We start from the raw sequence: 25,357 nt of genomic DNA, 5'->3' as shown, positions 1-25,357 counted from the left end.
ACGAATAAGTTAGATTTCTTCATGTATGGACTCCCTTGGTAAAGTAATTTTTGGTCACTTTATTTATACCGCATCTCCCGAGTGGGGAGGAGTCCATACATCTCCTACTGGGTACGGTGGTCACTGCGGGCTTAGGGCTCCAGCGTTAACACATGCAAGGTGTCCACCGCGTCTAATACATACAAGCGGTTATCGTAGCATTGCATTTCTTTAATCATGTTCATCGAGCGCCCTAAAATGTCTGGCTGATAACTGGCGACGGTTTGTTTGCTTTGACGATCAAACACCCCAATGCGGCCAAACTCTTGGCTGTAGTAGAAAATGTAGTCCTGATTAAAGCATCCCATATTTCCACTCGGTTGACCTTCCCCTTCAATGATGTTCAAGTTCGCTTTGATGTCCAGCTCCACCAGCTCCGGCGTGGCGGCGTTTAAATCAATCTCATAATAGTGCTGATGATTCAGCGCGATCAATTGGCCTGTTACCGTGTCCAGCGCCATATCATGGGTGGCGGGGATCTTGAGTAACTCTGCGCCAGTTGCCAGATCCAGTGCAATCACTTCATCTGAGACCATTTCAAGCCAGATTTTATTCGCGTAAATGCCTCTGATATCTCTGATTCTGATAGCTCTTTGAATATTAGACCCAGATTTCTGATAGGTTCCTGTTACTTTGTAGGTCCACAGCGGGTTAAAGTCGGTGTCGTAGCGGATCAGGTCATTCCTGTTTTCTGCTGGGCCTTGCCAGTCCCCCGGTTGTAGCCAAATATGTTGCCCATTAACTCGTTGATGAAAATCTGGAGCAAAGGATATTTCAACTTTATCTAATGTATAAATATTACGCTTATAAATTTTGGTCTCTTTATTAGCACGCTCATAAACAATTAAACAATCATCAAATAGCGAGTCTTGTTGGCTATAAGCAATTTGTACATCGTCTTGTTCATCAAAGTGAATGATTTTGTCGTCTTTAATGGAATAAAGTAATGCTGAGCCAGTCCCCGTCGACCAAGAAACATAATGATCCAGCTGCCAAAGTCGACTTTGCTTAAACGCTCTTTTTACAGGGTAGCATTTAGAGCCAACATGCAGCTCTTGATCATCCGGCAAGGAATAACATAAAACCCCCTCGACCTCTAAAAAGCTATCCACATTGTGAATTTTATCTTGTTCAACCAGTTGCATTAATTAACCTCTATAAATTCAACTAACCTTTCATCACCAGATTTAGTCAAAGTGTTTAGACTCTCACTGAAATCCTTCCCCTACTAACGTCGACTTAGGGACGATAAGGCCGATACGATGTGGTTTATTTGATTCCGATATTGGGTTTCAAAGAACGGGTTATCAAAGTTACGAACAAAGCTTGCCACTATTTGTTGAATATTTTGGGCAGCTTGGGGCGTAAATTCACCTTTACTTGAAAAGTGATGGATTGTGTTGAGGATGTGAGTCACAACTTGTTTCGGCGTATCTAAATAGGCAAGTTCATACTTATCGCCTTCAGTCCAGTTCTGCTCTAACAACAAAAACAGGGACGCCAATTGTTGTAGCTCAGCGGCAATTTCATGAAATAATTGCTCTAACGCATCTGGGTTATTTGACACCACTTACTTATCCATTGCCTACCATCATTAGGCTATTTAGGGTATGACTAAAAAGCAGGCTTAACGCCTGCTTTGTCGAGATTTAACAGACTTATTTAGCGCTTAATCAACACTTATTGAGCCAGCCACTGAGCCGACTGCGCCTTGGCTGTCGGTGAGTGTACCACTGATAAAATAGTAACCTTGGCTCAAGTCACTGAAGTCAAATACTGGTACTTCACCGAGTATTTCATCCTCTTGTGACTGTTCGATAGTGCCACTTCGACTGCTAATCACACGATCGTTTATGTCAAGGATTTCAAATTGATAGGTTAACGGGAAATCGCCATCCATATCATAGAAAACGCCATCTTGTTCATTTTCATAATAAGATATCACCCCCATTGGCGCTGTGTTACCCACAAGGATATCAGGCATTGACGCAACCTTATTTGCATCACTCGTTTCGATGCCATTAACCACACCATCTACATTAAATGGTCTCTCACCGCTTAATTGTCCATCGGCAATAGAGTATAAGTTGTAGTCAATATCACAACTTACATCCATGTAGTAGTCACCCGATTCATCGGCTTGTGCATAAGCAAAATGGATATAACCCATATCACCTTCAGGTAAGGCGTACACGAAACGTGCATACTCGGTTAAATTTCCGCCTCCTTCACGCTTAATGCTTCCCGTCAGCGTACAAATATCAGGGCGTTTTACCGTTAATACTTGTGGCGCACCGCAGCTTGCATCCTCGCTTAAGGTCACTTCAGCATTGAGGTAAGTGTTGTCTTGATAGCCCCAGTAACGAATTTGACCTGTGCGGTCGGTTTCGCTGTTATTGAGCAAGGTTGTGCTGATTTTGGCTACGCCATTGGCATCTGTGGTGGTGTATTGATCGGCAAAGCTGCGACCCTCATCATCACTAAAGAACACATGACTGCCGCGTACTGGATCGCCATTTTCGTTTTGCAGTTTCACATTGGCACAAAGCTGTACCGGCTCGTCAAACAGCAGCGGATAGTCTAAGTTCCACCAATCGCGCTTAAAGTCATCATTGGTCACTTCTACTTCTAGGTAATAGCTGTCGGTTGGACAATCAAAGACTTGCTGAGTTTCGGCAACAGCTGCATCTGTTGCTGCGTTGAACACATCACCATAACCAAGCAGATCCCAGTCACCCGCGTTGGGGTTGTAGGTGTACACAGGGATTTGGAAACCAGCTTTTTCTAAATTTGCATCTTGCAGTTGCTCTAACGCGCTACAGCTACCAGCTGGGATCGAGCGCTTGATAATCGTTGGCGGAGTGACAGCGCGCGGGAAAACTTCTCCGGCTTTACGTGCATTCGCGAGTGCCGTAGGTAAATCATTGCCATCTTGGTCACGAATTTCGGCAAATGAGAAAGCAACCGATACTAAGGTGTTCCCTTCGCTGTCACGGTAAGCTCCCGGAAATGAATCAGCTTGATCTGCGTCGGTCGGGTCATAGTTGGCAATTCGCCCAACTAACTCTGTGGTATTGGCGGGTAAACTGGCTGCTGGAATATCGATTCGAATTTCTTCTGCACCGGCATTTTTTGGGATAGGGCCATTGCCATCTAACACGATACGGCGACCTTCTGGGCCTTTACGCACTGAAAAGCTGAAGGTTTCTAACTGTTTACCTGAACGCGCAAGAGCTGTGCCTTTTTGAACTTTGACTTGTTCAACCGCTTCAAGGCTAGCACGAATGTCGGCATTAAACTCTGCGCCGTTGTCAAAATCAAAAGTTTTGCTGTAACTGGTGTAACCTTCTTGGCTCACATTCACCACCAATTGACCAGCACCGCTAGGTACGTTGACACTACGGGTAAAACCTATCACACCATTAGCTTGAGCCGCATTCATTGATTGGGTGTCGACTTGATTACCCATGCTGTCCAAAGCAATGATTTCGACTTGAGTTGGATCTGCGCTGTTTCTGGACAGTTCAATCTCACCTTTAATAATCCGACTGGTCAGCTCAACAGTAGGAGCTTGTGTCGGCTCGACCGTCGGTTCAACCGTTGGAGCAACCGAAGGCGCAACAGTAGGAGTGGGCGTAGGATCTGAAGCAGTGTCTTTATCACTACTGCTGCCGCCACACCCCATCATAGGAAGCACTGCAGCCAGCGCTAAGTAAAGTGGAAGTTTTTTTGAGGTAAACATAAGTATCCTATTGGTTTAAAAAGTGGGTTAACCGTGAGAGCGGCGAACAAAATAATAAATTTACATGAAATTTTTGTCAAATTATAGAGTAATGAATGACCCCCTGCTGAAATGAGATATTTCAGCGTATTGACGTTATTTTTGATGCTCTAGCAAGTTTCAAAAAGCCTATCAATCAAAGCCAACACACTGATTTAGAAACAAACTGCCAAACGATTAAATAACAATGGAACAAGCGAAACGAGGTTAAAATTGGTGATTTTTGTCTTCGTCTACTGTTTTAAGTTTTCCAACTCATTTTGATAAATGCACTTGCTATATAACAACCTCAATTCGTTATCTGGATTACTCCAAACAAACAATTTTTCATTTATTAACGGTATGTTACTTTCACTAAATGATGTGAAGCTGCCAAGTATTTCATCTGCCTCGTTGCGAAATTGCATACGCTTCTGCTTTATTTCAGATAGTTTCTTTTCATTCACCTTATTACGAACGTGATCTGACGAGTTAGCCAAACATGTATCTAACCTGACACTGTATTCATCAATTACAGCTACATAATTTTGATATGAACGGACAAAAAACGCCTTGAATGCAACTGAGTCAAGCGCATCCGTTGATTTCTTTTCATGGAAACGAGCGACATCTTGGCCTAGACCGTTTAGCTTAAGCTCCTTCTTTAGATCATCGTCAGTCGAAAACCATAGCTGGTTTGCGTATGAGTAGAAACTAGCCCCTCCGCCTATCATTAAGCTTAATAAGGCTGCTTTGCCAAACCAGTAAAGTCCTTTTACTAACACAAAAACACCTTTAATATGATTTTTAGTTGACAATATACGCATAACTCATAAAAAGTGAACACAGCAAGCCACAGATTGATAAATCATCAGCCGCATATTCCAATTTATTGCGAGCATCTTAACTCTATTTTCAGGCGCATTTTTTTGCTACATTTAGCCGCCTTTATGGCCCTTGCGAGTAACATATCATGTCGATTAAAGGTACTTTGTACATAGTCTCTGCCCCTAGTGGTGCGGGTAAATCAAGCCTTATCAATGCCTTATTAAACATTTCCGATCGCAAACAGCTGCAAGTTTCGGTGTCTCATACCACCCGCGATCCTCGCCCGGGTGAGGTGAATGGCGAGCATTATCATTTTGTTGATCAAACTGAGTTTAAGGCCATGATTGCTGACAATGCGTTTTTTGAGTGGGCAGAAGTGTTTGGTAACTTTTACGGCACTTCGCGCTTGGCCATTGAAGACAGCCTAAACCAAGGTATTGATGTATTTTTAGATATCGATTGGCAAGGCGCACGCCAAGTGAAAGCCTTGATGCCCGATGCCAAGGGTATCTTTATTTTGCCGCCAAGCCGCGAGGCGCTAGAACAGCGCTTATATAAGCGGGGACAAGATAGCGAAGAGGTTATCAATAAACGCATGGCACAAGCCAAATCTGAGATGTCACATTATGATGAATACGACTTTTTAATCATTAATGATGATTTTGACCAAGCGCTAGCGGAATTTGACACTATAATTAAAGGTCAACGCTTGGCACAGAAGCGCCAAAGTGCGCTGCACAAAAGCACTATTTCCGAGTTACTAGCTTAGTGTGTTAAGCTGGCTACTTTTAACAAGCAGGTTTGCGCGAAAAGGATCTGGATCTCATTCGCCTAAGCTTGTATAATTTTGCGTCGTTTTTTTAATCCACGGAGTCCTTAGATGGCACGCGTAACTGTAGAAGATGCTGTAGATAAAATTGGAAACCGTTTTGATTTGATCCTGGTTGCGGCTCGTCGCGCACGTCAAATCGCGGTACAAGGCAAAGAGCCTTTAGTTGATATTGAAAATGATAAGCCAACAGTAATCGCTTTACGCGAAATCGAAGAAGGCCTAGTGACTTCTGCGACCATGGATCTACAAGATCGCCAAGAGCAACAAGAGCAAGACGCAGCCGAAATGGCAGCGGTTGCAGCGATTGCTGAAGGTCGTGGCTAAACACCCTTTCTTATATACCCAAGTTACTTCAAGATGCTTGTTCAGCGAGAATTTGTAGGCTGTTAGGCGCGACGCTGATTTGAGACATAGTCACTCTACGTTGAAAATCAGCAACAAAGCATAACAGCCTACAAAACTCGCCCTTTGGGAGCCGCTCATTATGTCCATTTTGTCGTTAAAAAGCCTCGAAAGGGAATGCCATTCCTTCGTCTTTTTGCCTAAAACTGAACAGAATGAGCGGCTCTGAATCCTGCATCTTGAAGTGTCTTGGGTATAAAGCACCCGCCAGGGTGCTTTTTTTGTTTAAAAAGCTCACTATTCCACTCAGATTTTAGTATCTTCACTGTATTATCTTTGCATTATCGGGGACGAGTTTGTATATCTTTGAAAGCTTACAAACACTGGCCGCAACATATCTGCCGCCGGATCAACAAGAAAAGCTAAAACAAGTTTACATTGTGGCCAGAGACGCCCACGACGGGCAGTTTCGCTCCAGCGGTGAGCCGTATATCACTCACCCTGTTGCTGTGTCTTATATTCTGGCAGAAATGCGCTTGGATTATGAAACCCTCGCCGCCGCCCTATTGCACGATGTGATTGAAGATACCGAGACCACCCAAGAAGATCTTGCCCAAATGTTTGGCGAGACCATCGCTGAGTTGGTTGAGGGCGTCAGTAAGCTCGATAAGCTCAAGTTTCGCGACCGCAAAGAAGCCCAAGCCGAAAACTTTCGTAAGATGGTGATGGCCATGGTGCAAGATATTCGCGTGGTGTTAATCAAGCTCGCCGACCGCACTCATAATATGCGCACCTTAGGTGCTTTGCGCCCCGACAAACGCCGCCGTATTGCCAATGAAACCTTAGAAGTGTTTGCCCCTATCGCCAACCGTTTGGGTATTCATAATATTAAGAATGAGCTCGAAGAGCTGGGCTTCCAAGCACTATACCCTATGCGCTATCGCGTGCTGAAAGAGTCGGTGCGCCGTGCCCGTGGTAACCGCCGCGAGGTGATGGATAATATTCATACCGAAGTAGCTGGACGCTTGGAAGATGTCGGCATTGAAGCCCAAGTGCTAGGTCGCGAGAAAAATTTATTTAGCATCTACAACAAGATGAAAAGTAAAGAGCTGCAGTTTCATGAGGTTATGGACATTTATGCTTTTCGCATTATTGTCGACTCACTCGATACTTGTTATCGGGTTTTGGGGCAAATGCACAGCTTATTTAAGCCTCGCCCCGGCCGTTTTAAAGATTACATAGCCATTCCTAAGGCGAACGGTTATCAATCGCTGCATACCTCATTGGTTGGCCCGCACGGGGTGCCGGTTGAAATCCAAATCCGCACCGAGGATATGGATCAGATGGCCGACAAAGGGGTGGCGGCACATTGGTCTTATAAACAAAATGGTGAGACCTCAGGCACCACGGCGCAGGTGCGTGCGCGCCGCTGGATGCAAAGTTTAATTGAGCTGCAGCAAAGTGCGGGTAGCTCGTTTGAATTTGTTGAAAGCGTCAAGACCGAGCTATTCCCCGACGAAATTTACGTATTTACCCCTGAAGGGCGCATTATTGAGCTGCCTCTGGGCGCAACCCCAGTCGACTTTGCCTACGCGGTGCACACCGATGTCGGTAATGCCTGCGTTGGTGCCCGCGTGGATCGCCAGCCTTACCCACTGAGCCGTAAACTTAAAAATGGCCAAGCCGTTGAAGTGATCACCGCTCCCGGCGCACGTCCAAATGCCGCTTGGCTTAACTATGTGGTAACAGGCAAGGCGCGTAACACCATACGCCAAATGCTGAAAAGCTTACGCTTTGATGAATCTGTTGGTTTAGGACGTCGTTTACTCAATCATGCCTTAGGCGATAAAAGCTTGGCAGATATCGACCCGGTCAATATGGCCAAGGTGCTTAAAGATACCAAACACGATAATGTGGATAATCTATTAGCGGATATCGGCTTAGGCAATGCCATGAGCATAGTGATTGCGCGTCGCTTGTTGGGCAATGCCGATGAGCTAAACTTGGCCGATACCGAGCAAGGAAAAATGCCGGTCAAAGGCGCCGATGGTATGCTGGTGACTTATGCCAACTGTTGTCGCCCGATTCCGGGCGATCCTATTATTGCCCATATCAGTCCGGGTAAAGGTTTAGTTATCCACTTAGACACTTGCCGTAATATTCAAAACCATTTGGATGAAGTGGATAAATACATGGCGGTCGAATGGGATATGAGCCTAGACAGCGAACATGAATACCGCACCGAGATCCGTGTTGAGTTAGTGAACCACCAAGGGGTGTTGGCGGATTTAACCAATGCCGTAGCCGCAACGGGCTCCAATATTCATAACATCGCCACCGATGAAAAAGATGGCCGTGTTTATGTGGTGGATTTACTTATTACCACCAAAAACCGCATTCATTTAGCGAACATCATGAGGAAGATCCGCGTATTACCTGACGTCACTAAGGTGTCACGCAATCGCAATCGCCCACTAAAGAAAAATTAGTAGAGAAGCAGTATGACTCCAGAGCGTTTTAACCGCATTAACCAAATGCTACAGCACCGCCAAACCGATCTAACCGTGTGTATGGAAAAAGTGCACAAGATGCACAATCTAGCCGCGATTGTAAGAACCTGTGATGCTGTGGGTATCAGTGAAGTTCATGCGGTTTGGGATGAGCCGAAAATGCGTTTGTCTGGCAACACGGCGACTGGCAGTCAAAACTGGGTACAAGTAAAAGCCCATAATTCCATCGCCGATGCCGTTGCCACGTTAAAGGCCCAAGGCATGCAGATCATCGCGACCAATTTATCGGATACCGCGGTGGATTTTCGTGCCATTGATTACACTAAGCCGACCGCTATTTTAATGGGCCAAGAAAAAGACGGCATTACCGCTGAAGCCCTCGCCCTAGCCGACCAAGATGTGATCATTCCTATGGTGGGCATGTGTCAGTCGCTTAACGTTTCGGTTGCGACCGCCTTAATGCTTTATGAAGCGCAGCGCCAACGTGAAGCTGCGGGTATGTATCAGCCGCAAGCGGATAAGATTGACAAGCAAGAGCGCGATCGCATTATGTTTGAAGGCGGCCATCCTATTTTTGCTAAGCTTTGTCGCCAGAAAAACCTGCCATACCCAGAAATCGATGATGAAGGGCAAATAGTGGCTTCAGAAGATTGGTGGCGGAAAGTGCAAATGAGTAAAACGGCTTGGACTGAAATCGATAACGATTAATACGGCCTTGATTCGACAGCTCTGCCATTGAGCTGTCGTTTTCATTACCTTCTCATGGCTGTAAAGCTTAGTGGCTAAAGCCTCCGTGATGGACATGCACCGGACGTGGCGGGTTCTTCCTCACATAGCCTTCGGTGATCACTCTGGGTGATACTAGCTCATGAAAATCGACATAGTCCATTTGCCATACTTCATGATGATTTCCAGCGTTGAATAAGATTTGCTCCCGTAGGGTTAATTCACGGGCAATATAAACCGCTAATCCATATAAGTTACCAAATGGCGGCATAGCTCCCAACTCACAGTTAGGAAAGAGGTTTTTTAACTCATATTCAGGCACTAACTCAACCGAGTTAGCTTCCATCATCTTGGTAAAACCGGTTTGATCCCAGCGATAGGTAGCCGGTAAAACCAGCATAGCGCGGATACCGTCTATATTTAGAATCAACGTTTTCGCAAAATCCATCCCACTAATATGGGTCATTTCGGCAATATCCGACGCTGTATATGCGGGTGAATGAGTGAGAACCTGATAATTTACCCGCGCATGTTCTAAATAGTTGTTCAAACGTTGAATGTACATCTTAACCTCCGCAGAACAAGGGTCTAGTCATCTCCTTATGGTTAGAAAGTCTCTCCAGCACCTTAATTATAGTCAATCAAGCTAAAATATGGTCGCGTATTTTGGTTAACACCTGCGCTTCTATTTGACGAATGCGCTCACAAGATACTTGGTATTTATCCGCCAACTCTTGCAAAGTTGCTTTATCACTGTTGAGCCAACGTGACTCAATAATGTCACGGCTACGCTCATCAAGCTGCGCTAGCTTTTGCTGCATTTTCGCTAGCCCATGCTGTTGCTCATCGGCCAACAGCAGCGCTTGCTCTGGAGAGCTATTTGTAGCGGGTAAATGCGCTTCGGTAATGCAGTGGCTATGATTCCCATATCCATCGTCATCATCGTCAGTCAGTTGTAACGACACATCTTGGCCAGCAAGTCGCATTTCCATTTCTTTGACCTGATGCTCAGGTACATCCAGCGTTTGCGCAACTTGGGTTACCTCTTCAGCGGTAAACCATTGCAATTGACGCTTAAACTTACGCAGATTAAAAAACAGTTTCTTTTGCGCCTTAGTCGTTACCGATTTGATAATGCGCCAGTTACGAAATACATATTCATGGATTTCTGCCTTGATCCAATACACAGCAAACGACATCAACCGCACACCCATATCCGGGTCAAAGCGCTTAACCGCTTTCATCAAGCCTATATTCCCTTCTTGCACTAAATCGGCTTGGGGTAGGCCGTAGCCTTGATAGCCGCGTGCAATCATCACCACAAAGCGCAAATTTGACATGATCAACGCCTTAGCAGCATCTAAATCCTCTTGTTCTTTAAGCTGCTTTGCTAATGCCATTTCTTGCTCTGCGCTCAAAACAGGCAATGCATTCACTTGATTGATATAAGCTTGTAAATCGCCCATTGGGCAAACATTGGCTAATTCATATTGCATTATGTCGTTCCCCCTAAATTTATTCGCGCCTTTAAACCTGTTAACCTAGGTTGTCACAAATCAGTTAACTCTTATAAAGATGAGACTTTCTATTGCCAATCTTCTTGCAATATTTGTCGTAGTAGCTTGGCTTTTTCTGAGCCAAGTTGGCGCTCTAAATTAGCTTCAATTTCACGGATCACTTGTTGTTGCTGCTGTCGCACCAACTGGCCATCTTCGGTCACAATAATCACTTTCGCTGCGGCATTTTCAGGGCTTGGAATTAACTTAACCCACCGCCTTTCAACCAACACGGACACCGTTTTCTGCACCGCCTGACGGCTGACTGACAACTGCTGAGCAAGCTCCGATAAGGTCAGCGTCTGCTCTCCTGCTAAATTAAAAATGGCCTGCTGTGCAGGTGTCATCGCACAGCCTCGGTCACGTGATAGGCGGCTAATACTATCGTCAAGTCGTTGCTGTTGACGTTGCATCAAGTGACTTATCACAGTGTATTTCATTACATCACTACCTTAACAATTGGTGCAACCATGGTTGTCAATAACAATACTATAAAAACAAAAAGGCGCTTTTTCAAGCGCCTTTTTGGTACCGATTGATCTAACAAATTATCTGGCTATAACCAATCCGTTAGGGCAATACCCACACCAGCTGTCGTATTGTAGTGATTGTATTCAATTAAGTTACTGCCATAACCCGTAAAGAACTGTACGTAGCCTTTCACGCGTTCGGTAATAGGGAAACTCCAGCTACCTTCTACCGCACCTTTAGAGAAGCCACTCTCCAAATTATTACGACTCATTAATGAAAAGGTATGGTTACCTAACTTGTAGGCGGCCTGAACTTTGCCGTGGCCAAGAAAATCAGTGATGTCGTGGTTATCGTCATTCTCTCTATCCTCATGGATCCGATACCAAGGCGAAATACCAAGGCCAAAGTTACCCTTTTCAAAAGCAACACTGGCTTTAATTCGATTCCAACTGCGCGATAAATCACCACCTCGTCCATTGGATTGATGCACAAAACCAAATTGAGCAAGCTGAAGATTCCAGCCCGCGCCTAAATCATAATCAGGGCGCCAAGACAAAAACACTTCAGGCTCATAGTTGGTTTCACGAAACGGAGAGGACTCTTTTTTGTTATATGCTTGCCAGTGAGATACTTGGCTATAAGCGAATAACAAACCAAGTTTTTTCGACTTAGACACCCAAGCCGGTATCTTTAAACTAAGTTGAAATTTTACTTCGGTGTCCTGTAAATCACCATATTGGGCATAAATATCTTCTGGCAAATTATCATTATAGTTACCAAGTAAAATATAATTCGGCTTATGCGGCGTCATCACAAACGGGTTTTCATAGGTGTTGCGCTCATTTGCAAGTCTTTCTTCCAACGCAGGCACTTCTGTGCCCGTTTCATCTTGTGCCATTAATTGGCCGGATGAGAGTACCGCTGCCGCGAGCAATAACGATCTCATGATTCTTCCCTGTAAGCTGTTGATAATTGAATAGCCATTAAATCAAGCACATCAAAAAAATACAACTGGTATCAAACTAATAGTTGCAACACTATAAGCAAGCTTCATCCCAATCCGACTCGCCTATCAGCCAAGATAAGCAAGAGCAGCGCTCTTTGACTATAGCGTGATTAATGCTTGCTGGTATTTTACGTGGCTGTTGCAAACAAGATTCTGCGAGGCGTACATACTTATCGGCTTGGTCAAGAATATTGATGGGCGTAGTAGGCTGAGATCCCGCAACTAATTCCTCGTAATTTTGCCACTGGATTAACTGGGAAAGCGCAATTATATCAGCTAATTGAGTCGGTTCCCCCAACTCTTTAATATAGCCCAAGGCCCATAGCAGTACCTTAATGGACTCATAACGCCACAAACAAGCTTGTCGTTTGTTGTCGGATATATTTTTGTTGGCGAGCAACATTTGCTCTTGTAGAGTGAAAGCCTGATTAGGGCCAACTCTCAAGTAAAGCGAGTCAATGACTGCTGGGGGTAAATCCTCTGCATGCGCCGTCACCAACATCAAGCTTTGCAATCGACATACGATCTCTTCAACGCTGCGCATTTCACATCGGCTTACATCCGGCAATGGCGGAATCGCTAAATTTGCCTGGATACCTATTTGCTTTAAGTACTGCTCCGAAGCTACTTTTCTAATTTGATTCGGCGCCAAAGCGCGTGGTTTAGTTGTCATCCAATTTCTGATTAGTCCTAACACTCTTAATCTCCTGATATTACATCGAGTGGTAAATTCCCTTGGTATTTGTGCTTAAACACCAAAAAGAACATAGGGGGTGATAGCGTTGGATGACCCATATAAAAGTGGCTATCACGTCTAATTTTTTATTTTCTTGTTATATTATTTATTCGACCCTAGTTGTAACAAAATGATCTCAATAGACCTATGATCAACCTCATAGAGCAGGATATTGATCGCACATTAAAAACACCCTTTGCTAGTGAGATCAAAATTTCGAACTAATTCCACCTAAGTCAAAAATACTAGCCTACAGCCCATAACCATAAGCTAATGGACTTAAGCCAAACCCAACATAAAGGCAACAACCAAGAGGGAGCCAAACATGACAAATCTAATCAAGATGTTATTGATAGTCGGATTAACCGCAAGCACAAATAGCTTCGCAAACACCACTTGTGACAGCTTGGCGCAATGCCAGCAAACCATCCAACACAATCTTTACCAGCACTGGAAAGCCAGATACAACTACCCTGGTGCGAGTGTTGCGCTGATGGTGAAAAATGACTTACAAGGTGAGGTAGAAGTAACGGTGACTAAGAGTAGCGGCTTTGCCCAGTTTGATCAGTCCGCCGTGGAAGCATTAAGCCAAAGCTTAAAACACCTGACACCACAAAACTTAAGCGAAACTGAGATGGCCAAATTGAAAACGTTTAAGCTCAATCTAAGCGCGGAATAACTGCTATAACTCGATAGCAAAGGGAAACCGATGCGTGTCCCTTAACAATCCTTAACAGGCAAATTCAAGGCACAAAAAAAGGGAGCTCAAATTAAGCTCCCTTTTTCGTGTTAGCAACTGCTAACTTGTCTTATTGGAACTCAAAATAGAGTTCCATCTACACCCGCAAATATTTGAAAATTTCAGAGGAAACAAGTTATTTCCTAAACTGTGTAGCTAGATTAGCAGACTCGAGCAAAATTCGTCCACGGCTTTATGCTGCAATTACGTTAAGTCAACGCAGGATTTCGTTAATTTCGACAAAATACAAAATAAAACATTTAATTTCAAAAACATAAATACACAAACCCAAGACCTAGATAACGCTATCAAGAGGTATTTATTGCAACTCTATAAGCAGATTAAAATCACATTGAATAAACTGATAGCGCTAACATAGTGCATTTCGGTAACCATTCGTGGTGAGTTCTTGTATCATCTGGTTAAATTTACAGTATTTAAGGGTTAGGCCTGTGAATCTTGAAAAATTACCGCTGACAACATTAAAAGGTGTGGGCAGCAAACTAAATGAAAAACTGACTAAGTTAGGCCTGACTAACGTGCAAGATTTGCTATTTCATTTACCGCTACGTTATGAAGATCGCACCCATATTTATGCAATTCAAGACATGTTACCCGGGCTGCACGGCGCGATCTTAGGTGAGATTAAAAGCAGCCAAATCAGTTTTGGCAAACGCCGCACCTTAACCTGCAAAATCAGTGACGGGACAGGCAGCGTTACGTTACGTTTTTTTCATTTCAATGCCGGCCAAAAAAATGCTCTCGCCACAGGTAAGTGGCTGCGCTGCTTCGGTGAGTTTCGCCGTGGTAAATTTGGCTATGAAATCACCCACCCTGAGTACCAAGTATTAGATGCCCCAGATCAAGTTGAGTGTGAGGCCACACTTACCCCCGTTTACCCTACAACCGAAGGGTTGAAGCAAAATACCTTTCGCAACCTAACTCAACAAGCGGTTGAGCTACTTTGCCAACACGGCATCGAAGAAGTGCTGCCTAACGCGTTAAATCATTACGCGTTATCACTACAGCAAGCGTTAATCTACTTGCATCAGCCACCCGTTGATGCCGAGCAAAGTTTGCTCGATATGGGCGCACATCCCGCTCAGCAAAGATTAATTGTTGAAGAGTTATTGGCTCATAACCTGAGTTTGCTGCAATTAAGGCAGAAATCACATCAACACCAAGCCGCTGCGATTAAAGTTGCCGGGCCTTTAGTGCAACAGCTACTCAGTGAACTGCCCTTTAGCCCAACCCAAGCCCAGCAGCGCGTGGTAAACGAAATTAGCACCGACTTAGCCAAAGCCGTGCCCATGATGCGCCTAGTGCAAGGCGATGTAGGCTCAGGAAAAACCTTAGTCGCCGCCCTAGCCGCTTTACAAGTGATTGAATCTGGTTATCAAGTTGCTTTAATGGCACCGACAGAATTGCTCGCCGAGCAGCATTCGCGCGTATTTAGCCAATGGCTTGAGCCGCTAGGTATTCAAGTTGGTTGGCTGGCGGGCAAGGTTAAGGGTAAACAGCGAGAGACTCAATTAGCTAGCTTTGCCAATGGTGAATGCCAAATGATAGTGGGCACTCACGCACTGTTTCAAGATGAAGTTAAATTTTTTAATCTGGCGCTGATGATCGTCGACGAGCAGCACAGGTTTGGCGTCCATCAACGCCTTGCTCTTCGTGAAAAAGGCACTTTTGGTCCCTATGCGCCGCATCAATTGATCATGACCGCGACCCCCATTCCTCGAACCTTGGCCATGACAGCTTATGCCGATTTAGATACTTCGATTATTGACGAATTACCCCCGGGACGAACGCCAGTCTCCACCGTCGCTATTCCCGATACGCGCCGTGAACAAGTGATTGAGCGAGTACGTCAAGCTTGCCATCATGAGCAGCGCCAAGCTTATTGGGTTTGTACCTTAATAGAAGAGTCAGAAGCACTGCAATGCCAAGCCGCTGAAGTGACCGCTGACGATCTACAAATGCGGCTACCTGAATTGCGCATAGGCTTAGTTCATGGCCGAATGAAACCCGCCGAAAAGCAGTATGTGATGGATCACTTTAAAGCCGGAGAGCTGGATTTATTAGTCGCCACAACCGTCATTGAAGTGGGTGTCGATGTGCCTAATGCCAGCCTAATGATCATCGAAAACCCCGAACGACTAGGCTTAGCGCAATTACATCAGTTACGAGGCCGCGTTGGTCGCGGTGCTACGGCCAGTCATTGTGTGTTGCTATATCACAATCCCCTCTCGGTGACGGCCAGCAAACGCTTAGGTGTACTGCGCGAGTCCACCGACGGTTTTTATATTGCGCAAAAAGACTTAGAGATCCGCGGCCCGGGTGAACTCTTGGGTAGTAAGCAAACCGGATTAGCCGATCTGCGCATCGCCAATCTTGGCCGAGATCAAGGCATGATCCCACAAGTGCAGCAACTCGCAAGGCATATTATGGAGCAATACCCCGAATCAGCCCCGGCCATAGTAAAACGCTGGTTGGGACAAAAAGAAATCTATGCGCAGGCCTAAAGCAAGCAAAAATTGTTAGCTAGCCCTCAGCCTAGCGGGGAGATTCACGACAACATCATGTAAACAAAGTATTATTCTACTAATAACGAATTAAACAGGGGAAACAGCAATGAGCCCAACAGGTCGATTAGTAATACGCTTATGCGCAGGCTTGCTGCTGACCGTTTTTGTGATCATCAGTCTGTTTGCATTGCTGTTTGACGCCAATGATTATCGCGACGACATCAAGCATTGGGCCAAGACGCAATGGGGCTATGATCTCGCGGTTGAAAACATTGTATGGAATCTCACCGAGCCCACCCTACTCACCTTTGAGCAGCTAAACTTAAGCTCACCCGACCAAGCTCAGCCCATCGCCATTATCCCTAAAGCTTGGCTAAGACTCAGCACTCAGGGTTGGTTTGCGCGTGAGTTTAGCATTGAGCAAATTATCGTTGAAGATCCCCAATTTCATATCGCGGATGGAGCCTTGTCGGCTGCGGCTCAAGCAAGCCAAACCACGCCATCAACCACAGATCACGATCCCCTTGGCATTAAGTCGCTAAACATAGAAAAAATCGCGATTAATCACCTAACGGCAGACATTGCTTTGAGCAGCATGCCACCCATTAAGGTATCGGATCTCACCTTAAACTTGCACGACCTAAAAATCATCGCAGATCATAAGCTGTTGGCTCAAGACACAGAACTGGATCTCGAACTAGCCATAGTCAATGTGGCGATCCGTGATGTTGATATTCAAGATGTGTTTGTCGCGGCCAGCTTGCAGCAACAACAATTGAGCGTGGCTAAATTAAGTGGCCAGCACCGTAAAGGCAAGTTACGCAGCACCTTAGAGCTGAATATCGTGCCACCGATTTCAATGCAGGTTGATCAGCTCGAATTAACCGGCCTGAACATTGAATATAACCAAGCCTTGCTGGACAACTTTTTACCCATCGAGCCCCATCCTCAAGCACAGCCCGCCGCAGTCACTAGCGCCGAGCAAGCGATATTAGAAAACCTTAAGATCAAGGCCATTTTGCTGGATGATATTAGCTTCACCAGTTATGAAGCCAATTTACCTCTGACCTTTAATAAGCTAGCCATTGATATGAAAAACCTGCCTCTACTGAGCGCTGGTCACTGGTTAGATCTGAGCCAAGTTGAGCAGCTCGATAGTTTATTTAACTTGAGTGCGCGCGAAGTGTATTTCGCCGGCACCAGCATCACCGACTTAATGGTAAAAAGCCGAGTACAAAGCGCAAAATGGGACTTCTACCAAGTTCAAGGCAACAGCTTCGACGGCCACTTTTCAGCCTTGTTTGATCTCAGTTTGCAGCGCTATCCTGACATTCATATCAAACACTTTACCGCCCGAGATTTAGATATTGGCATTCAGCCACAATGGCTTACCCCTGCGGATAAGGTAGCAGCTGAGCCTTCATTGCTGCCCATTAACCAACTAAATATAGATAAGCTCGATTTGTATAACCTCAATTTACTCTCGTTTGCCGATGACTTACCGCTATCGGTACGGGGCGTCAGCCTTAATCTAACTAACGCACAGTTGGTAAAAGACCGACGTGCTCTGAGCATTCCACCGCAATGGTCTCAAGCAGCAGAGTTTGAATTGACGATTAATGAAACCTTGTATCAGGGTATGAAAGCGGATCGATTGAGTATCAAAGGCAAGTTAAACGAAGACTTCCTAAATCCAATGACGCTGCAGCAATTGGTCCCTTCAACGCCCGTGGTAGTTGAAGGGGTGACCATAGATCAACCCGAAACCAGCGTGATCCGGTTAGATTAATTCTAGGAGCTGAGCTTGCTCAGCGAACTTTAACTAACCTCAATTCTGGTTAATGGAGCCAGCCAATAAATATCGTATGAATAAATAGCAAAACTTCGTTTTCAGGAATGAAAACGCAGAGCGTATAGGGACATATTCACCGCGTTTTTGCGGATTATTCATACGATATAGCTTATCCAAAGCTCAGGTCCTACAAATCAACTTAATCCGCCACGACAGCAAACTGAGCGCCTAAATTATCCTGCTGATGGCGCTCGGCTTTGGGCAAGATAATAAACAACCCTTCAAATTCAGCCGCATTTTGTTCGCCACTGATAATGCATACCGTCATTTTAACTTTGACTTTAACGCCCTTTTTCAAGCCTTCAAAACTACCATCTATGTTATCTTTTAAGATCACGGCACGCGGCAACTCGGTGACCGGCTGGCGATAAGCTATTTCGCCTTTGGCCACGACAATTTCACCATCAAAGCCTTGCTCTTTCATTTTCAGCCAGCATAAACCCCACGCTGTTAGCGTGGCTTGACTGTAAATGCTGCCGGCAAACATGGCATGCTTGGTATTCACATTGGCGTGTAAACTGGCGCGTGTTTCAAAGCGCTCACCCGTGTATTGATAAACCGTAATGCCCATTTTTTCACTAATGGGGATTTGCTCGGCCCAAACCCGCTCTAGCTCCAAGCATAATTCAGGGGTGCGAAGTAGGCTTTTTGCAGGTGTCAGTTGCTTGATCATCTGCAATAACTGGGTGCCTTCCATGCGGTGAGGCTCACGTTGGGCGGCGTGATAGCCGTGTCTTTCAAAAAATGGAATGGCTTTAATTCGAGACAACAACACGATGCGCTTGGCACCCGCATCCCGTGCAGCCTGCTCTAAAGACTTCATTAACAATGAGCCAATACCTTTGCCACGATGACTCGGCTCAACGGCCATATAACGTATTTGCGCTTCATCGGCATCGGTGACATATACTCGCCCTACCGCTAGGGGTTGGCCATCTTTGTCTTGGATCATGCGATGCAGAGCATGGGGATCGTAACCGTCCTGCTCAGAGCCTTTGGGCAACTGCAGAGGTGCATTCAAAATAGACCAACGAAAATGGAAGTAATGCTCTAGCTCTGCCGGTGTAGTTGGTTCAAATATATGATACAAGCTGGATCTCCTTTTAGACTGGTCTATATTGCCTAGCCTGAGCGCAATATTCAATCCTCTTGCTCCGCAAAAGTTAAAGCCATCAAAGCACCTCGCTGTGACAAATAATTTACATATAAAAACAATAATTTATACTACAACCATGCTCACCTAGAGGATCGCTTATGTTAACCGATCAGCAACTGATAAATCGTTTAACCCAAGCCCAAGTTAAACACTTACTTCACCAAGACGCCCAGCAGTGGGTGTTGTTTGAAGATCAAGAATACCTTTGGCTTACCTTAGACACCGTGGTGCAAAGCATCATGGCCAAGGCAGAGCCAGCACAGCTGATGTTTAACTATCATCGTCAGCTCATTGAGCATTTACCCGCAAACTTTAACAGCATAATTGAACTGGGCTTAGGCGGGGGCAGTCTGATCCGCTACTTAATGCAGCGACATCCCCAGCTAAATTACACTTGCGTTGAACTCAGCACGATTGCCCTTGATTGGTTTAGCCAATACTTTAACCCGACACAACACCCTGTTACCTTGATCCATGGCGATGCGGCCACTGAGTTAGCACAGTTACCTCAAGCCGATGTGCTGCTATGCGACTTATTTAGTGATTTTGGTAGCCCGGCATGTCTCTTTAAAACGGCGTTTTATCAACTCTGTCATCGCAAATTTAGCCAAACCATGATCATCAATTTATTGCCGAGAACGCCAGATGAAATAACCCAAGTAGTCAGCCTGTGTCAGCAAGCGGGGTTACAACCCAGTCGAATCATCAAACTGGAAAACATGCGTAACCATTTAATTATAATAAATAAAAAAACGAGCGAGTAAGAGCAATAGCACGCTCAAACGCGCAATCTACAGTTTGCTCAAGCCCTTGATACGCTTTGTTACAATATCAAGCTCCTGAAAGATCAATTAGTTGCGTTAAGATAGACAGGTTATGGGAACTGGATCATGGTTTTACATGATAACAAGGGCAAAATAGCCTTCTAGATGCAACGCCAATGCTCAGCAAAAGCGTTACCCTGGACTTTGGGCTAAAATCTTTTACTATTTTGTCATAATTATTTATTACAATTTTTATAAGTGACTATTATTTCTTTATTTTCTTAAAATCAGGTAACCACTATATGCTTAACACCGTTAATCCAACAACCACACAAGCGTGGCAAAAACTGCAGGCTCACTTTGACCAAAGTAATATCAAGCTAGCAGATTTGTTCCAACAAAATCCAAATCGCTTTGCCCAGTTGTCGTGTCAGCTTAACGATGAGCTATTGCTCGACTATTCTAAGAACTTAGTCACCGAAGAAACCTTGCAATTATTAAATCAGCTTGCCCAAGAAGTGGATTTAAAAAGCGCCATTAACGCCATGTTTAGTGGTGAGAAGATTAACCAAACCGAAAACCGTGCGGTACTGCATATCGCACTGCGTAACCGCAGCAACAGCCCTATCCTTGTGGATGGCCAAGATGTGATGCTGGGTATTAACCAAGTGCTGGCCAAGATGAAAGCCTTCTGCCATAAAATCCACTCTGGCGAATGGTTAGGCTACACCGGCAAACGCATCACAGATATTGTAAACATCGGCATTGGCGGCTCAGACTTAGGCCCCTACATGGTCACCGAAGCCCTTAATGCCTACAAGGTTGAAGGGATCAACGCGCACTTTGTTTCCAATGTGGACGGCACCCACATCACCGAAACCTTAAAGAAAGTGGATCCAGAAACCACGCTATTTTTAATTGCCTCAAAAACCTTCACGACCCAAGAAACCATGACCAACGCCCACAGTGCTCGTGATTGGTTCTTAGCCTCTGCCAAACAGCCTGAATTTGTGGCTAAACACTTTGCCGCCCTTTCTACCAATGCCAAATCCGTGGCTGAGTTTGGTATTGATACCGACAATATGTTTGAGTTTTGGGACTGGGTTGGCGGTCGTTATTCACTGTGGTCTGCGATCGGTTTATCGATTGCGTTAACGATTGGCTACGACAACTTTGAGCAGCTACTCGACGGTGCACATCAAATGGATCAGCACTTTTTAAATGCTGACTTTGAGCAGAACATGCCGGTTATCTTGGCGCTACTAGGGGTTTGGTATAACAACTTCTACGGCGCAGATTCAGAAGCTATTTTACCTTATGATCAATACATGCACCGCTTTGCAGCCTACTTCCAGCAAGGCAACATGGAGTCCAACGGTAAAAACTGCGATCGCACCGGCAAAGCCGTTGATTATCAAACTGGGCCTATTATTTGGGGTGAGCCGGGCACCAATGGCCAACATGCGTTTTATCAGCTTATCCACCAAGGCACTAAATTAATTCCTTGTGACTTTATCGCACCGGCCATTAGCCACAACCCAGCGGGTGATCATCACGCTAAGCTGCTATCTAACTTTTTTGCCCAAACCGAAGCGCTTGCTTTTGGCAAAAGCCAGCAACAGGTAGAGGCAGAGTTTATTAACGCAGGCAAGTCACTGGATGAGGTAAAACACTTAGTCCCGTTTAAAGTATTTGAAGGGAACAAGCCCACCAACTCTATCTTAGTGAAAAAGATCACCCCAAGCGTGTTAGGCCAGCTTATCGCCATGTACGAGCACAAAATTTTCGCGCAAGGTGTTATCTGGAATATCTTTAGCTTTGACCAATGGGGAGTGGAGCTAGGTAAACAATTAGCGAATCAAATCCTACCTGAGCTACAAGACAATACGCCAGTTGCCAGCCACGATGCTTCAACCAATGGATTAATTAATCAATTTAAAGCTTGGCGCTAACTCAAGCTTAGCCGTACGGTACAGTCACACCGGCTGTATCGTATGGCCATCCACCCACATCAACCTCGCCCTGCAATCCAGCACATACACATTCAGCCGCAACACGCTAATTAATCGTGTTTATCTCGCGATGGGATCATCCAAAGCTAAAAATATAGTCAAAAACCAAGATTGTGTACGCACTCAATAAGGTATATGTTAATAACATCCTATTTGAATTCTCATGGAGTTATTTTGCTTTATTCTCGACTGATAACCCCATTTCGGACTCCCTTACTTTGTCTGAGCTTATACCTTTTGTGCACCACTGGCGCGATTGCGCAGGTGAGCAAAATTCAATTTTACTCAGAGCATTTCCCACCTTTCACCATCGACGATCATGGCGATATACATGGGGAAGCGGTCGATCTGGTTAGAAAGATGATGTTGATCCTCAATCATCCCGATACCATTAAGGTCAAACCTTGGGCTAGGGCTTATAAGCATGCTTTACGCGATCCTAATTCGGCGATTTTTCTGATCGCGAGAACCCCAGAGCGAGAAGATAAGTTTAAGTGGGTAGGGCCATTGATGCGAGATAGCGTATCTTTGTGCCAGCATAAAATGGATCATAACCAATATAACGATATCAGTCAGTTACCTAAAGACACCAAAATTGCCTTAACACGCGGCTTTCCTGAACAAGCCATTCTCACGAATATGGGGTTCAACCAACTGCACTTAAGCAATAGCCCATCTAGCACTATCAATATGTTATTGAAAAGAAGAGTAGAGCTGATCACTTGTAGCCCGAGGGCTTTGTGGGATTTATTAGTGCAAAACGCCACCCCTACCGATGAAGTCCAAGTAACAGGCATGAAGGTTTATCAGGTCGATCTCTATATCGCATTTCACCACCAGACCCCAGATAGCACCATTGAACAATGGCAACGGGCGCTCGAACAAAGCAAAAACAGCACTGAATATATAGAGTTAAACCACTAATTTTAGGCATAAAAAAACCGCGCCAATAAGCTTAGCGCGGTCTTTTCAGTTCGGTATTAGTACTTATTGCACTAGATCTTGCTCGTCAAAGATACCTTCAAATAACGCACTACTTAGATAGCGCTCGCCCGAGCTTGGCAAGATAACCACAATCACTTTATCTTTAAATTCATCTAGCTCTGCTAAGCGTGATGCCGCCACCACAGCTGCACCAGAAGAAATACCCGCTAGGATACCTTCTTCTTTCATTAGGCGACGCGCCATTTCGATCGATTCGTCATTGCCGACTTTTTCAACGCGATCAATAACGCGTAAATCTAAGTTCTTAGGAATAAAACCCGCACCGATACCTTGGATCTTATGTGGGCCTGGTTTAACTTCTTCGCCCGCTAAGGTTTGGCTAATGACCGGAGAATCTTCCGGCTCTACCGCCACCGACACAATGTTTTTACCGCGCTGCTGCTTGATGTAACGACTTACGCCCGTGATAGTACCACCCGTACCTACACCAGCTACAAATACATCAATTTCACCTTGCGTCGCATCCCAAATTTCTGGGCCTGTGGTCATGGTGTGGATCGCAGGGTTAGCTGGGTTTTCAAACTGCTGTAGCAAAACGTATTTCTCAGGATCGCTCGCCGCAATTTCGTTGGCTTTATCAATTGCGCCTTTCATGCCCTTGGCGGCTTCGGTTAACACTAGGTTCGCCCCTAATGCTTTAAGCAACTTACGGCGCTCTAAGCTCATTGAGCTAGGCATGGTAAGAGTAAGTTTGTAACCACGTGACGCGGCCACAAAAGCAAGGGCAATACCTGTGTTGCCACTGGTTGGCTCGATAAGCTCTTGGCCTTCTTTAAGCTTACCTTTTTGTTCGGCATCCCAAATCATGTTGGCACCGATACGACATTTAACAGTAAAGCTAGGGTTTCTGCTTTCTACTTTGGCGTAAACACGGCCCTTGGTAACGCGATTCAAACGCACTAAAGGCGTATTGCCTATCGTTAAAGAATTATCGTCAAACAACTTGCTCATCACATTTTCCTAATGTTGTTAAATGCGTATCCGACCTACGCTAAATCTACTTATCTCTTTATATCAGAAAACCTTAGTTTTGCTAATTTTATATTCTAATATCTTATAACCAACATACTCAGTGCGTATCTTAATATGTTGAGTTTACAGCCTTACCTATACCCAAGCTAATGGCTACACAGAGACCCTATTGCGACCCGATTTCTTCGCCCGATAGAGGGCTTTATCAGCCCGCTCAACACACATTTTCCAATTCTCATTAGCCGCTAGCTGAGCAATCCCCACACTTGATGTGACATGAAAATCGGGGTATTCCAGCAGCGTCAGCTGACTGATAGTTTGCCGCAAGGATTCAGCAAATTCCTGAGCTTGTTGTAAATTATTATCCGTGAGAATAACCAATATTTCATCGCCACCGAGACGAAAGGCCCCTGCTGAAGCAGGTAATACACGTCGCAAGGTATTGGAGACAAGTTTAAGAACGTCATCTCCTATTAAGTGGCCATACTGGTCGTTAATAGATTTAAAATTATCTATGTCTAACAAAAGCATACAGACAGGTGCATGACTTACCTGCTGGCGAATCTGAGGTATGGCGGCATCCAGAGCCCGTCGATTTTGCAATTGTGTTAGCGGGTCTAGATAAGAAAGCTTATGAATTGAGCTGACTAATCGCGCGTTAATCAGCCATAGCATGGAAAAACTCATCGAAACGATCAGTACAATACTAAATAAAAAGGTCAGTTGATGCAGGAGATTAGCACTCATAAAGCTATTAATCTCCTCACCCAATGCCGTCAATAGGGCTCTTAGCAACATAAACAAACCATAAGCCAAAAAGGTCACTCCCATCATGTGTTTGGCTAATGATAGATCTTGATTTCGACCTCGGATAACTGCAACAGCTGTACTAATGGTGACAAAAGCAAGATAAACGCTAACGACTACAACTCGACATTTGATCGACGGCTCAACATAGGTAAAGTAAATAAAACCAGCAAGTACCAGTAACAACATCCATGCGCTGCAGTAGGCCAGCCGTAAGGAGTAATCTCGAAATAAAGAAATACTGTAAAGCGTCAGGTGAAAACCAAGGGCGATAAGCATATTGGCAACAATCACACTCAGGTAATCAGGGGTAACGCCACGAAAACTCAGCAGCAAGGGGCCTGAGCCAATGACAAAAATAGAAAACGAAAACAGTGATAGCCCAGTGATTGGCTGTTGCGCAACTTGAAATAACAGCAAACCTATGCAGTAGATAATAGAAAATAAAACAGTAATAAAATTAAGCGTTCTGATGTCGAGTGAAAATACATCCATGTTAAATGGCATTCCTATAGATTTGATTCACTTTAGCCAGCAAATAACCTTGTGCAATTGCCATTATTCACATGTAAGCGCTAAATTATTAATAAATTCAATGATAAGTCGACTAGGTCAATTAGCCAACCAGTGATTAACCTGATCAATTATAGACTCATCTCTTCACGTCTTGTACAACACGCGTAGGCAGTTAAAGAAGCTACGCAGTTTTGTATGAG

Annotated in this window: 22 protein-coding genes; 10 read left to right on the top strand and 12 right to left on the bottom strand. The window is 44.8% G+C overall.

What is annotated here, in order from left to right; translation table 11 throughout:
• Positions 1-131: 131 nt before the first annotated feature.
• The 4 genes from ACK8OT_RS08545 to ACK8OT_RS08530 form a co-directional block, all read right to left on the bottom strand.
• The gene (locus tag ACK8OT_RS08545; protein ID WP_410196083.1) at positions 132-1,184 is read right to left on the bottom strand and encodes a hypothetical protein; all 1,053 of its coding nucleotides are present in this window, start codon (positions 1,182-1,184) and stop codon (positions 132-134) included.
• 83 nt (positions 1,185-1,267) lie between these two features.
• Complete coding sequence (locus tag ACK8OT_RS08540) at positions 1,268-1,609, bottom strand: hypothetical protein (protein ID WP_410196082.1); 342 nt, start codon at positions 1,607-1,609, stop codon at positions 1,268-1,270.
• A gap of 99 nt (positions 1,610-1,708) precedes the next feature.
• Entirely contained in the window at positions 1,709-3,781 is a 2,073-nt protein-coding gene (locus tag ACK8OT_RS08535; RefSeq protein ID WP_410196081.1) for a PT domain-containing protein, read from the bottom strand.
• Positions 3,782-4,053: 272 nt separating this feature from the next.
• Positions 4,054-4,584, bottom strand: a complete 531-nt coding sequence (locus tag ACK8OT_RS08530; protein WP_410196080.1) for a hypothetical protein — start codon at positions 4,582-4,584, stop codon at positions 4,054-4,056.
• A gap of 188 nt (positions 4,585-4,772) precedes the next feature.
• On the opposite strand from ACK8OT_RS08530, the gene gmk reads away from it, so the two are divergent.
• The 4 genes from gmk to trmH all read left to right on the top strand — a co-directional run bounded on the left by gmk (position 4,773) and on the right by trmH (position 9,019).
• Positions 4,773-5,396 (top strand): guanylate kinase, encoded by a 624-nt coding sequence (gene gmk / locus ACK8OT_RS08525; protein ID WP_410196079.1) that lies wholly within the window; start codon positions 4,773-4,775, stop codon positions 5,394-5,396.
• Between the two features lie 111 nt (positions 5,397-5,507).
• Positions 5,508-5,783, top strand: a complete 276-nt coding sequence (rpoZ, locus tag ACK8OT_RS08520) for a DNA-directed RNA polymerase subunit omega (RefSeq protein WP_410196078.1) — start codon at positions 5,508-5,510, stop codon at positions 5,781-5,783.
• A gap of 374 nt (positions 5,784-6,157) precedes the next feature.
• On the top strand, positions 6,158-8,290 hold the full coding sequence (spoT, locus tag ACK8OT_RS08515) for a bifunctional GTP diphosphokinase/guanosine-3',5'-bis pyrophosphate 3'-pyrophosphohydrolase (RefSeq protein WP_410196077.1): 2,133 nt from the start codon (positions 6,158-6,160) through the stop codon (positions 8,288-8,290).
• Positions 8,291-8,302: 12 nt separating this feature from the next.
• Positions 8,303-9,019, top strand: a complete 717-nt coding sequence (gene trmH / locus ACK8OT_RS08510) for a tRNA (guanosine(18)-2'-O)-methyltransferase TrmH (RefSeq protein ID WP_410196076.1) — start codon at positions 8,303-8,305, stop codon at positions 9,017-9,019.
• Between the two features lie 67 nt (positions 9,020-9,086).
• On the opposite strand, the gene ACK8OT_RS08505 is transcribed toward trmH, so the two are convergent.
• The 5 genes from ACK8OT_RS08505 to ACK8OT_RS08485 form a co-directional block, all read right to left on the bottom strand.
• Positions 9,087-9,602, bottom strand: a complete 516-nt coding sequence (locus ACK8OT_RS08505; protein WP_410196075.1) for an aminoacyl-tRNA deacylase — start codon at positions 9,600-9,602, stop codon at positions 9,087-9,089.
• Positions 9,603-9,678: 76 nt separating this feature from the next.
• Positions 9,679-10,533, bottom strand: a complete 855-nt coding sequence (rpoH, locus tag ACK8OT_RS08500) for an RNA polymerase sigma factor RpoH (RefSeq protein WP_410196074.1) — start codon at positions 10,531-10,533, stop codon at positions 9,679-9,681.
• Between the two features lie 89 nt (positions 10,534-10,622).
• Complete coding sequence (locus ACK8OT_RS08495) at positions 10,623-11,033, bottom strand: MarR family winged helix-turn-helix transcriptional regulator (RefSeq protein ID WP_410196073.1); 411 nt, start codon at positions 11,031-11,033, stop codon at positions 10,623-10,625.
• A 116-nt stretch (positions 11,034-11,149) separates the two neighbouring features.
• Positions 11,150-12,010: a phospholipase A gene (locus ACK8OT_RS08490; protein WP_410196072.1), complete on the bottom strand. Its 861-nt coding sequence runs from the start codon at positions 12,008-12,010 to the stop codon at positions 11,150-11,152.
• Between the two features lie 91 nt (positions 12,011-12,101).
• Positions 12,102-12,743, bottom strand: coding sequence for a DUF4272 domain-containing protein (locus ACK8OT_RS08485; RefSeq protein WP_410196071.1), 642 nt, complete (start codon positions 12,741-12,743; stop codon positions 12,102-12,104).
• 388 nt (positions 12,744-13,131) lie between these two features.
• On the opposite strand from ACK8OT_RS08485, the gene ACK8OT_RS08480 reads away from it, so the two are divergent.
• The 3 genes from ACK8OT_RS08480 (at position 13,132) to ACK8OT_RS08470 (ending at position 17,862) form a co-directional block, all read left to right on the top strand.
• Positions 13,132-13,485, top strand: coding sequence for a TonB C-terminal domain-containing protein (locus tag ACK8OT_RS08480; protein WP_410196070.1), 354 nt, complete (start codon positions 13,132-13,134; stop codon positions 13,483-13,485).
• Between the two features lie 512 nt (positions 13,486-13,997).
• Complete coding sequence (gene recG, locus ACK8OT_RS08475; RefSeq protein WP_410196069.1) at positions 13,998-16,070, top strand: ATP-dependent DNA helicase RecG; 2,073 nt, start codon at positions 13,998-14,000, stop codon at positions 16,068-16,070.
• Positions 16,071-16,179: 109 nt separating this feature from the next.
• Positions 16,180-17,862: a YhdP family protein gene (locus tag ACK8OT_RS08470; RefSeq protein ID WP_410196068.1), complete on the top strand. Its 1,683-nt coding sequence runs from the start codon at positions 16,180-16,182 to the stop codon at positions 17,860-17,862.
• Between the two features lie 202 nt (positions 17,863-18,064).
• Here ACK8OT_RS08470 and ACK8OT_RS08465 read toward each other — a convergent pair whose 3' ends face one another.
• Positions 18,065-19,015: a bifunctional GNAT family N-acetyltransferase/hotdog fold thioesterase gene (locus tag ACK8OT_RS08465; RefSeq protein ID WP_410196067.1), complete on the bottom strand. Its 951-nt coding sequence runs from the start codon at positions 19,013-19,015 to the stop codon at positions 18,065-18,067.
• 164 nt (positions 19,016-19,179) lie between these two features.
• Here ACK8OT_RS08465 and ACK8OT_RS08460 point away from each other — a divergent pair, with 164 nt between their 5' ends.
• The 3 genes from ACK8OT_RS08460 (at position 19,180) to ACK8OT_RS08450 (ending at position 22,781) form a co-directional block, all read left to right on the top strand.
• Positions 19,180-19,845: a spermidine synthase gene (locus ACK8OT_RS08460; protein WP_410196066.1), complete on the top strand. Its 666-nt coding sequence runs from the start codon at positions 19,180-19,182 to the stop codon at positions 19,843-19,845.
• A gap of 302 nt (positions 19,846-20,147) precedes the next feature.
• The gene (pgi, locus tag ACK8OT_RS08455) at positions 20,148-21,797 is read left to right on the top strand and encodes a glucose-6-phosphate isomerase (protein ID WP_410196065.1); all 1,650 of its coding nucleotides are present in this window, start codon (positions 20,148-20,150) and stop codon (positions 21,795-21,797) included.
• 324 nt (positions 21,798-22,121) lie between these two features.
• A complete protein-coding gene (locus ACK8OT_RS08450; protein ID WP_410196064.1) occupies positions 22,122-22,781 on the top strand; it encodes a substrate-binding periplasmic protein in 660 nt (219 codons plus the stop codon).
• 63 nt (positions 22,782-22,844) lie between these two features.
• Here ACK8OT_RS08450 and cysK read toward each other — a convergent pair whose 3' ends face one another.
• Both cysK and ACK8OT_RS08440 read right to left on the bottom strand, forming a co-directional pair.
• Positions 22,845-23,813, bottom strand: coding sequence for a cysteine synthase A (cysK, locus tag ACK8OT_RS08445; protein WP_410196063.1), 969 nt, complete (start codon positions 23,811-23,813; stop codon positions 22,845-22,847).
• A 174-nt stretch (positions 23,814-23,987) separates the two neighbouring features.
• The gene (locus tag ACK8OT_RS08440) at positions 23,988-25,136 is read right to left on the bottom strand and encodes a GGDEF domain-containing protein (RefSeq protein ID WP_410196062.1); all 1,149 of its coding nucleotides are present in this window, start codon (positions 25,134-25,136) and stop codon (positions 23,988-23,990) included.
• Positions 25,137-25,357: the final 221 nt, after the last annotated feature.

Source organism: Motilimonas thetidivivens, assembly GCF_046452435.1.
In the GTDB taxonomy this organism is placed as follows: Bacteria; Pseudomonadota; Gammaproteobacteria; order Enterobacterales; family CBDFNC01; genus Motilimonas.
The sequence above is the reverse complement of the archived record's forward strand: the minus strand, read 5'-3'. Positions and strand labels throughout refer to the sequence as shown.